Origin of the sequence: Streptomyces sp. NPDC058086, from assembly GCF_042885015.1 — a bacterium.
Lineage (GTDB): Bacteria > Actinomycetota > Actinomycetes > Streptomycetales > Streptomycetaceae > Streptomyces.
The window spans coordinates 123,067-133,220 of the sequence record NZ_JBHVST010000020.1 but is presented as its reverse complement, the minus strand read 5'-3'; the positions used below and the strand labels follow the sequence as shown (position 1 = coordinate 133,220).

The following is a 10,154-nucleotide window of genomic DNA, read 5'->3' as shown; positions in this document are numbered from 1 at the left end:
CCCCTTTTTCAATCACCCCGCCACCCCCGATAACAACACTCATACATTCGCCGGCTGCGTCTTTTGTTTAAAAGAGACCGGGGGGGGAACCCGGGGCGGTGCCGGCGGCGGCCCCCCCCCACACCGCCACGGAGTCGTTGGAGCCCTCGGAGCCCTTGGAGCCCTCGGAGTCTTCAGCGCTCCGGGCACTCTCGGGCGCGGTCGAGGCCGCGGCCGCCGGGGACTCGTCCCCGCGGATGAGCGCGGCCGCGGCCGCCGCCTCGTCCACGGCCCGCAGCGCGGACGTGAACTCGGCGTTCATGAGCTGACGGGCCAGCGACGACAGGATCGTCAGATGCGCGTCGTCGGCGCCCGCCGGGGCGGCGATCAGGAAGATCAGGTCGGCGGGGCCGTCCGGCGCGCCGAAGTCGATCCCGGCCGCGCTGCGCCCGAAGCCGAGCGTCGGCTCCGTGACGTGAACGCTCCGGCAGTGCGGGATACCGATCCCGCCGTCGAGGCCGGTGGGCATCTGGGCCTCGCGGGCGGCCACGTCGGCGAGGAAGCCGTCGAGGTCGGTCACCCGCCCCAGGGTCACCATGCGCTCGGCGAGGGCGCGTGCCGCCGCCTCTTTGGTCTCGGCGGACAGGTCGAGATCGACCAGGTCCGCGGTGATCATCTCGCTCATCGCGGGCTCCTTCGCACGCGTATCGCCCGGGGGAAGTAGTGGGCGGGGGTGGGGACGGGGGTGCCGCACTCAAGGAGGGCGGGGTCTGCGGGTGTGGCGGAGGCGGGGCCGGGGAAACCCCGCCTCATCAGTGCCTGTTCAGGGGGTGCGACCGCGGCGGTGCCGGTCGTCGGAACAGCTGGGTTCGTCGGAGCAGCTGGGTTCGTCATGACACGGGCTCCGTGAGTACGCGGTCCGCGGGGACCTCCGACGTGACGGTCACGGCGGAGGGGTCGAGGTCGGCCGGGCCCGGCATCACACTGCCGGGCAGCTGTACGGCGGCGGCGCCATGGGCGACGGCGGAGGCGAGGGCCTCCGGGCCGCGGCCGCCGGCGATCAGGAATCCGGCGAGGGAGGAGTCACCGGCGCCCACATTGCTGCGTACGGCATCCACCCGGGCGCTGCCGAACCAGGCGCCCGCGCCGTCCACGAGCAGCTGCCCGTCCGCGCCGAGGCTCGCGAGCACGGCGTCGGCGCCCATTTCACGCAGTTCCTCGGCGGCCTTGACGGCGTCGCCGACGGTGGTGAGGGGGCGTCCGACGGCTTCGGCGAGCTCCTCGGCGTTGGGCTTCACCACGTCGGGCCGCTCACGCAGCGCCGCGAGCAGCGCGGGGCCGGAGGTGTCCAGTGCGATCCGGGCGCCCGCCGCGTGGGCGCGGGCGACGAGGTCGGCGTACCAGGAAGGACCGAGTCCGCGCGGCAGGCTGCCGCAGCAGGTGATCCAGTCGGTGTCGCCGGAACGATACTGCTGACGCACCGTCTCCAGGAGCAGCTCCGCCTCGGCGGCGGTGAGTTCGGGACCGGGCGCGTTGATCTTCGTGAGCGTGCCGTCCGGCTCGGCGACCGAGATGTTCGAGCGGGTGGCTCCGGCGACCGGGACCGGCGCGACCTCGATGCCCTGCGCGTGGAGCAGCTCGGCGACGAGTGCGCCGGGCGCACCGCCCAGCGGCAGTACGGCGATCGTGCGCTGCCCCGCCGCCGCGACCGCACGCGAGACGTTCACGCCCTTGCCGCCCGGGTCCATGCGTTCGCCGGTGGCCCGGATGACCTCGCCGCGGTCGAGCGACGGGACCTCGTACGTACGGTCGAGGGAGGGGTTGGGGGTGACGGTGAGGATCATGCGCGCACTACTTCCGTGCCACCGCGCTCGATGTCGGTGGCGTCTTCGGGGCTCAGCCCGCTGTCGGTGATCAGCAGGTCCACGTCGCTCAGGTCGCCGAAGCGGGCGAAGTGCTCCTGGCCGTGCTTGGAGGAGTCGGCGAGCAGCACCACGCGACGCGCGGCGCGGATGGCCGCGCGCTTCACGGCGGCCTCGGCGAGGTCGGGGGTGGTCAGTCCGTGCTCGGCGGAGAAGCCGTTGGCGGCGACGAACAGGACGTCGGCACGGATCTCGGCGTACGCGCGCAGCGCCCAGGCGTCCACGGCGGCGCGCGTACGGTGCCGGACGCGCCCTCCGACCAGGTGGAGCTGGATACCGGGGTGGTCCGCGAGGCGGGCCGCGATCGGCAGGCTGTGCGTGACGACGGTGAGCGTCGCCTCCAGCGGAAGGTCCCCGGCGAGCCGGGCGACGGTGCTGCCCGCGTCGAGGATCATCGTGCCCTGGTCCGGCAGCTCGGCGACCGCGGCCTGGGCGATGCGGTCCTTCTCGTCGGCCGCGGTGGACTCGCGCTCGGCGAGGTCGGGCTCGAAGTCCAGCCGCCCGGCCGGTATGGCACCGCCGTGCACCCTCCGCAGGAGTCCCGCGCGGTCGAGGGTCTTCAGATCGCGGCGGATGGTCTCCGCGGTGACCTGGAACTCCTCGGCCAGCGAGAGCACGTCCACCCGGCCGCCGTCACGGGCGAGCCGGAGGATCTCCTGCTGCCGCTCCGGTGCGTACATGTCCGTTCGCCTCCGATTACTGTGCGACCGATGCCCGAACTTGTGGTTTCGCCTGGAGGCTACGCCCGGATTTCCGGAAAGTAAACAGGTTCGGGCGACAGGTGGACACAAACGGGCATCGAGGTGGGTCCCCCGCCCCGCTCGTTCCGGCCTCGCAGAAGACCTGACGCCGTGTCATCGCGTCCGTATCCTGGACTGCGGGACACAACTTCTCGGGGGGTGTTGTGGACAGGGACGGTCTCCGCGCCCGCCCGGACCATGACTGGCAGCAAGCCGTGGTCCAGGCGCTGTGCGATTCCCCGGTACTGGGCGACCGCAGTGCCCGCGCGATGCTGGCCGAACTGATCGGCGACCGGCTGAGGCGGCCGGTGGTCCTGCGGGAACAGGCGACCACGCAGCTGCAGCTGCTCGAACTGGTGCGGTTCTGCGTCCGCGAGGAGAGCGCGGCGAACCACGGGCTGTCCGCGCTGGCCGAGGCGGTGTCACTGCTGGAGGGCCACAGCCGGACGGCCGACGCCGTCGGCGAGCTCGTACGGGAGCACGTCGCAGGGGCCGCGCCCTCCCCCGCGTCGTCCCGGGCCCCCGTGTCGTCCCGGGCTCAGGACGCACCACCGCAGGCCCCCTCGCACACCGACCGCCCTGTTCACCTGTTCCTCTCCTGCGCCGTCACCGACCTCGCATGGGCCTCCTGGATCGCCTGGCACCTGGAGGACGCGGGCGTCGGCGTACTCCTCGACCTCCTCGACGGACCGCTGAGCGGTCTGGAACAGTGCGAACGCGCCCTCCCCGTCCTGTCCCCGGCCTACGTCGGCTCCGCACCCGTCCAGCAGGCCTGGCAGGCCGTGCACCACCGAAACCCCGAGGGCATGGCCGCGTCGCTGGTGCCGGTCATGGTGGAGCCGTGCCGGCCCCCGTGGCCGCTGTCCACGGTCGCGTACACCGACCTCACGGGCCTCGGCGAGGACGAGGCCCGCACCCGGCTGCTCGACGCCGTCGGCGTCACCCGCACCATCCCCACCAGGCACGCCGCACCTCCGCGCTTCCCCGACCCGGCGGGCCGACGTTGACGGGACAGGGCGGCGCGGGCCGACACAACCCGGCGTTACGGATACGGGAGCGGATCGGCGAGGAGACCCTCGACGCACTGCTCGCGGTCCCCGAGCTCCACGACCGCTATGCGCGCGCCCTGCTGACCGATCTGGTGGGCGAGGCACTGGGGCACCGGGCCGACCTGCGGGAACAGGCCACCGTGCCGCTGCAGCTGCTGGAACTGTTCCGTTTCTGCACCCGCCACCAGGACGGACTGTCGGCGCTCGCGCGGAAACTGCAGATGCTGGAGCCGGGCTGTCCCCAGGGACCCGTCGTGCAACGGCTCGCCGACGAATGGACGGCCGTGGACTCGCTCGACGGCCTGCCGGAGGTCACCGGCTCCTGGCAGTTCCTCGGAGCCACCCTGGGCACGCCGGCCATGTCGTACGCCATGCGGACGGCCCTCGTCCGGACGGCCACCGAGGCCAGGGTCTGCGCACCGCCGCCGCACGCCGACACCTGCTGGCACGACTTCCTGCACATGGCCGGGCAGGGAGCTCCGCGGGGCGGGCTGCCACCGTGGATGGTCTACCTCGACCGCGCTGCCGACGCGATGGGCCACCCCGTCGCGGTCGAGCTGCTCGCACGCAACCGGCAGTGGGCCCTGAGCTGCGGCCTGGCCGAGCTGCTCGATCTCGACCGCGCCCGGACTCCGGCGCCACCGCCGGCGGTCAGGCCGGGCCAGGAGTACCTGGCGATCCACATCGCGCCGGACCCGCTGGAGAACGGGCACTACACGGTCTCGCACTCCCTCATGTCCGACGCGGGCGGCCCGAACTGGCAGCACGGCGACCCGATGCAGCGGGTGCCGACCGACGGGCTGCAGCAGGCCGTGACCCTCATCATCAAAACGGTCGAAGGAGGCGGCGGCGACCGGCTGGCCCATGTATGGCTGGAGTTCGTGCTCCCCTTCGAACTGCTCAACCTGCCCGTCGACCGGTGGCCCCGGGACACCACCGAAGTACCGAACGTGCCGCTCGCGGTGGACTACCCGGTGGTCGTGCGCAGCCTGGACCGGCTGCAGAACCGGGACTGGTACCGGTTCTGGCGCACCCGATGGCAGCAGCTGGCGCGCGACGAGCACCCGTCGAAGTCGGTGTACGTCAACGTCGCGCACCAGAACGGCGACCATCTGCGCGGCCTGGAGGCCCGCCTCGGGGACAACGAGCACTGCGTGGCCCTGGTGCTGAGCGAACCGCCGCTGCCCGACCACGGCAACGGCCGCCGGGAGCTGCACGCGGCCCTGCGCAGCGGGCTGCCCGTGGTGATCTGGCACCGCGAAGGGCGCTCCACCAAGGAGTTCCGGGGTGTCCTCGACGGGCTCCTCACCGAGGGCCTGTCGCGGTTCCCGGCCAAGGTGGCCGCCTACCGCCGCCGTGCCGCGATCGACGCCGCCGACGACGAGGACACCACACACATCGGCCGCCACCTCACGGTCCTGTGGGACGACCCCGACCGCAAACCCGTGCGTCCCGAGCCACCGTGACCACGGACCAGCAGTGCGGATCCGTGACCACGGACCAGCAGTGCGGATCCATGACCACCGACCAGCAGTGCGGACCGGCGCCACCGGTCCGGTCATCGCAGCCCAGCCGCCGTACGGAGGGACGCCGTTCATGCCGCCGAACAGCCAGTCGTGGGGACTGTACCGAGGCACGGGGCTGCCCGGTGCCACACCAGAGGAGTGGCCCCAGGCACCGGCCTGGCGCAGCTTCGGCGGTGGCCCCGAACTCCCCCCGCCACCCGTCGACGACCGGTGCGCCCCCGCGGTGCTGGGCACCATCAGGCAGCCACTGCCGGCTCCGCCGGACGAGGTGGCACGGGTGAACGTGGCGCTGCACCTGCGCCGCCCCCTGCTCGTCACGGGCGAGCCCGGCACCGGCAAGTCGTCCCTCGCCTACCGCATCAGCGGGGAGCTCGGCCTCGGCCGCGTCCTGCGCTGGCCGATCACCTCCCTGAGCACACTCCGGGAGGGCCTGTACGACGGCCCGTACGAGGGTCATGACGCGGGCGAGTACGGCGGTGGGATCCGGCTCGGACCACTGGGTACCGCCTTCCTGCCGTACCGCAGGCCCCGTGTGCTGCTGATCGACCGGCTGGACCGGGCCGAGATCGGCCTGCCCGAGGACCTGTGCACGGTACTGACGGCCGGAGGGTTCGCCCTGCCCGGCGCCGGCTCCACCGGCCTGCGGGTGACGTCCCACGACGATCCGTCGGCCGCGGTGCCGCTGCCGGACGGAGCGGTGCGCTGCCGTGCCTTCCCCGTGGTGGTCATCACCACAACGGGTGAGCGGGATCTGCCATCGGATCTCGTACGCCGCTGTGTGACCCTGCGGCCCCAGCGGCCCGGCCCGGACCTGCTGCGCGCCATCGCCGCGAACCGGTTCCCGTCGGAGCCCGGACGTCCCGGCCCGGCGCCGGACGCCGTGGACGCCTTCGTCGAGCGGGCCGCCGCCGCCGAGGGACCGGTCCTTGAACGGTTCCTGGACGCACTCCGCCTTGCCGCCGACGGTGTCCTCCAGGCCGTGGCGGAGGGCGGCAACTGGCAGGAGGCCGTCGACACCCTCTGGCAGTGGACCGCGCCGGAGGAGCCATGACCGGGCCCGGCCCGTTTCCCGCGGCTCTCCCGCCGGGGCTCCCGGAGGCCCTGCGGCGCATCGGCACCGCGCTCGGCCGCACCGCCGTCCGGGACGTGGCGGTGGTGGCCGACGCGGGGCCGACGATGGGGATCTGGCACCGGACGGTCCAGGAGTTCGCCACGGCGCTGCACCGGTGCGGGGCCTTCGGCCGGATCACCACGCACAGGCTGCCGTACGGGCACAGTGCCGACCCGGCGACCCTGCCGCGTCACCGTGCGGGCACCCGGCTGACCCTGCTCCTGACCGACGGCGCGGGCCCGCGCTGGCGCACCCATGAGGTGGAACCGCTGCTGCGCCGCTGGGGCCGGTCCGGACCGCTCGCGCTGATCCACCTGCTGCCGCACCCGGTGTGGCACGCGACGGGGCTGCGCGGCTGGCAGGTGCTGCTGCGCTCGCCCGCCCCGGGCGTGGCCAACCACCGGATGCGGTGGCGGCCCCGCGGCCTGGGCCCCGATGTCCACGGCCTGCCGCCCGCCCACCGTCCCGACGTGGCGGTGCCCGTGCTCGAACTCACCCCCCGCTGGCTGGACGCCTGGTCCGGCCTGCTGGGCGGGGGCCCGCCTTCGTGGCTGCCGATGACGGTGATGTTCCCCCGCGCACACGTACCCGCCGGTCCGGCGGCGGCGGAGCCCGTCCCCACCCCGGCGGCTCGGGTGGCGCGATTCCAGTCGTCCGTGCCCCGCAGCGTGTTCACGCTCGCCACCATGCTCTCCGCGATACCCCTCAGCGCCGGGCTGATCGAGGAGGTGCGGGGCGCGCTCCTGCCCGGCACCTCTCTCACCGACGTCGCCCACCTGCTGGTGCACGGCCTGGTCCGGCCGGCGGACGGCGGGCACACCGCCTTCGCGTTCGCCCCCGGGATCCGCGAGGAGCTGCTGGCCACCGGACGGCGTACCGATGTGGTGCGAGTAGTCGAGTTGATCGGGGATCGCCGGGGATCCGGCGGGGAACACTTGTGGCGACTGCCCCGGTTGCTGCGCGGGGCCGCCGTGCACCGACTCCCGCCGGTCGACGCGGAGTCCGGGCCGTGGCTCATGGCGGAGAGCGCTGTGCTCCACGCCCTGTCCGGGCCGTTCCTGAAGCCGGCGAGGGAGGTCGACGAGGTCCTCGCGGCCGCCCCGGCCGATCGGAAACGCCCGCAGCGCGCACAGCAGCACGGCACCACCACACCCGCACCACCCACAGCACCCACAGCACCCAGCGATGCCGTCGCCCGGACCCCGGGCGACGCCGACCGTCGGACCGATCAGGGGAAGAGGAGGCCGGTGATGCCGCAGCAGGCCCCGGCGAGCACGGTGGGCAACGGACGTACCAGGAGCACGCCCACGATCTGGGGAAACATCCCGCCCAGGAATCCGAACTTCACGGGCCGCGAGGAACTCCTCGACAAGCTGCACCAGCGGCTGCTGCGGGAGAAGGCGACCGCCGTGCTGCCCCACACGCTGCACGGCATGGGCGGCGTCGGCAAGAGCCTGCTGGCCGTCGAGTACCTCTACCGTCGTATGGCGGAGTACGACGTGGTCTGGTGGATCTCCGCGGAGCGCACCGCGCAGATCTCCCTGTCCCTGGTGGAACTGGCACCGCGTCTGGGCCTGCCGACCGGGTCCGACGTCTCCTCGACCGTCGCCTCGGTCCTGGAGGCGCTGCGCATCGGCGTGCCCTACACCAACTGGATCCTGGTCTTCGACAACGCCGAAAGCCCGGAATCCGTACGGCAGTTCTTCCCGGCCGGAGGACCGGGCAACATCCTCGTCACCTCGCGCAACCCCCAATGGGCCTCCGTCGCCCGGCCGCTGGAGGTCGACGTCTTCATGCGGGAGGAGAGCAAACAGCTGCTGCGCGTACGCGGACCGGAGATCAGCGACGCGGAGGCCGACCGGCTCGCGGAGGCACTCGGTGACCTGCCGCTCGCCATCGAGCAGGCCGCCGCCTGGCACGCGGAGACGGGCATGCCCGTGGACGAGTACCTGCGGCTGCTCGACGAGAAGCGTGTGGACCTGCTGCGCGGCACCGCGCCGCTCGGCAACCAGCATCCGGTGATAGCCGCCTGGAACATCTCCCTGGACCGGCTGGAGGCCAAGAGCCCGGCCGCGTACCAGCTCCTTCAGGTGTGCTCCTTCTACGCGCCCGAACCCATCGCGCGGACCATGTTCATGCGGATGCCGCCCAGTCCCATCACCCCCGAGCTGGACACCGCCCTGGAGGATCCGATCCGGCTCGGCCAGGCCATCCGCGACATCGGCCGCTACTCCCTGGCCCGCTTCGACCACCGCACCAACTCCCTCCAGATGCACCGGCTGGTGCAGGCGGCGCTGCAGTTCCGGATGACCGAGGAGGACCGCGCCACCATGCGGCACGGGGCGCACATGCTGCTGGTGGCGAGCGACCCCAACGACCCCAGCAACGCGCTGCGCTGGGATCGGTACGGCGCGCTCTATCCCCACGTGGTCGTCTCCGGCGCGGTGCAGTCCGACGAGACCTGGGTGCGCAGGCTGGTGGTGAACGAGGTCAAGTACCTACGGCGCTGGGGGGACTACGAGTCCTGTATGGAACTCGCCCGAACCGCCTACGACGACTGGTCCGGTCGCCTGGGCGCGGAGCACACCCAGACCCTGCAGATCGCCCGCTGGCTGGCGTTCCTCCAGTTCAGCATGGGCCGTTACCAGGAGGCTGCCGAGCTCAACACGAAGACGCTGGAAGCACATCTCAGGTCGCTGGGTCCCCACCACCAGGACACGTTCGCCGCGCTCGGCAACGTCGCCATAGACCACCGCGTGCGCGGCGCGTTCACCGAGGCCCTCCAGCTCTCCGACTCCGTGCACCAGCAGTACCTGCAACTCATCGGTCCGGACGACCCGGAGACACTGCGGGCCGCGCACAACCTCGGCGTGAGCCTGCGCCTGGTGGGGAAGTTCGCCCGCGCCTACGAACTGGACCAGCAGACCTGGCGCAACCGCATCCAGATCTTCGGCCAGGACCACATCGACTCACTGAGCACCTGGCTCGGGATGATCGTCGACCTCCGTGAACTCGGTGACTACGAAACAGCGTTGACCTACCACCGCGAGATCAACGAGCAGGCCACCACGCTGCTCGGCGGCAGCAATCCGTTCACCCTGTCCTGCATCCGCTTCCTGGCCGTCGCCCTGCGCAAGGCAGGCGAGCACGAGGAGGCCGCGGCGACGGCGCAGCGCATTCGCGCGGAGCTCGTACGCCGGTACGGCGACCGCAACCCCGAGTCGATGGCCGCCACCCTCGAACTGACCATCCACCTGCGCCACCGGGGAGACCTGGAGGAAGCACTGCGTCTGGGTACGGCGATCTGCCGGCGGTACGAGGAGACGTACGGCAAGCACCACCCGCATGCCCTGTCCGCCGCTGTGAACCTCGCGATCACGTATCGGCTCCTGGGCGACGCCGCGGCCGCACAGTACATCGACGCCGTGGCCCTCCAGCAGCTCACACAGACGCTGGACGCGACGCACCCCTCCGCGCTGGTGTGCCGCACCAATCTCGCCAGCGACCACTACGCGCTCGGCGACGCGGCCGGCGCGCTGGACCTCGACACCGAAACACTCCGCAGGTCCCGGGAGGTCTTCGACGACGAACACCCCTCCACTCTGGCCTGCGCCGCGAACCTCGCCATGGATCTACGGGCCGTGGGACGGGACGAGGAGGCGGAGACACTGAACGGCGACACCCGCGACCGTCTCCACCGCACCTTGGGCAGCGGCCACCCGGCGGTCGCCCAGGCCGCAGACTGGGACCACCGCGCGGACTGCGACATCGATCCGATGCCTCTGTGACGGAACCCGCCGCCGCCCGGCTCGGGACCGGCCCGACAA

General features: G+C 72.4%; 6 protein-coding genes and 1 pseudogene. 4 read left to right on the top strand and 3 right to left on the bottom strand.

Features of this window, described 5'->3' with window-relative positions; genetic code table 11:
- Positions 1 to 190 precede the first annotated feature (190 nt).
- The 3 genes and pseudogenes from ACFVWD_RS18525 to ACFVWD_RS18515 all read right to left on the bottom strand — a co-directional run.
- Positions 191 to 664: pseudogene (locus ACFVWD_RS18525) on the bottom strand (PTS sugar transporter subunit IIA); the annotation flags it as partial.
- Between the two features lie 205 nt (positions 665 to 869).
- Complete coding sequence (gene pfkB / locus ACFVWD_RS18520; protein ID WP_212727268.1) at positions 870 to 1,823, bottom strand: 1-phosphofructokinase; 954 nt, start codon at positions 1,821 to 1,823, stop codon at positions 870 to 872.
- Positions 1,820 to 2,581: a DeoR/GlpR family DNA-binding transcription regulator gene (locus tag ACFVWD_RS18515; protein WP_054233089.1), complete on the bottom strand. Its 762-nt coding sequence runs from the start codon at positions 2,579 to 2,581 to the stop codon at positions 1,820 to 1,822. The genes pfkB and ACFVWD_RS18515 overlap by 4 nt, the downstream gene beginning before the upstream one ends.
- A 224-nt stretch (positions 2,582 to 2,805) precedes the next feature.
- Between ACFVWD_RS18515 and ACFVWD_RS18510 the strand changes: the two genes are divergently transcribed.
- From ACFVWD_RS18510 to fxsT, 4 genes are all read left to right on the top strand, one after another.
- The gene (locus ACFVWD_RS18510) at positions 2,806 to 3,648 is read left to right on the top strand and encodes a toll/interleukin-1 receptor domain-containing protein (RefSeq protein ID WP_389597297.1); all 843 of its coding nucleotides are present in this window, start codon (positions 2,806 to 2,808) and stop codon (positions 3,646 to 3,648) included.
- Positions 3,645 to 5,156, top strand: a complete 1,512-nt coding sequence (locus ACFVWD_RS18505; RefSeq protein WP_389597295.1) for a hypothetical protein — start codon at positions 3,645 to 3,647, stop codon at positions 5,154 to 5,156. Before ACFVWD_RS18510 ends, ACFVWD_RS18505 begins: the two co-directional genes overlap by 4 nt.
- Before the next feature lie 130 nt (positions 5,157 to 5,286).
- On the top strand, positions 5,287 to 6,267 hold the full coding sequence (locus tag ACFVWD_RS18500) for a MoxR family ATPase (protein WP_389597293.1): 981 nt from the start codon (positions 5,287 to 5,289) through the stop codon (positions 6,265 to 6,267).
- Complete coding sequence (gene fxsT / locus ACFVWD_RS18495) at positions 6,264 to 10,115, top strand: FxSxx-COOH system tetratricopeptide repeat protein (protein ID WP_389597291.1); 3,852 nt, start codon at positions 6,264 to 6,266, stop codon at positions 10,113 to 10,115. The genes ACFVWD_RS18500 and fxsT overlap by 4 nt, the downstream gene beginning before the upstream one ends.
- Positions 10,116 to 10,154: the final 39 nt, after the last annotated feature.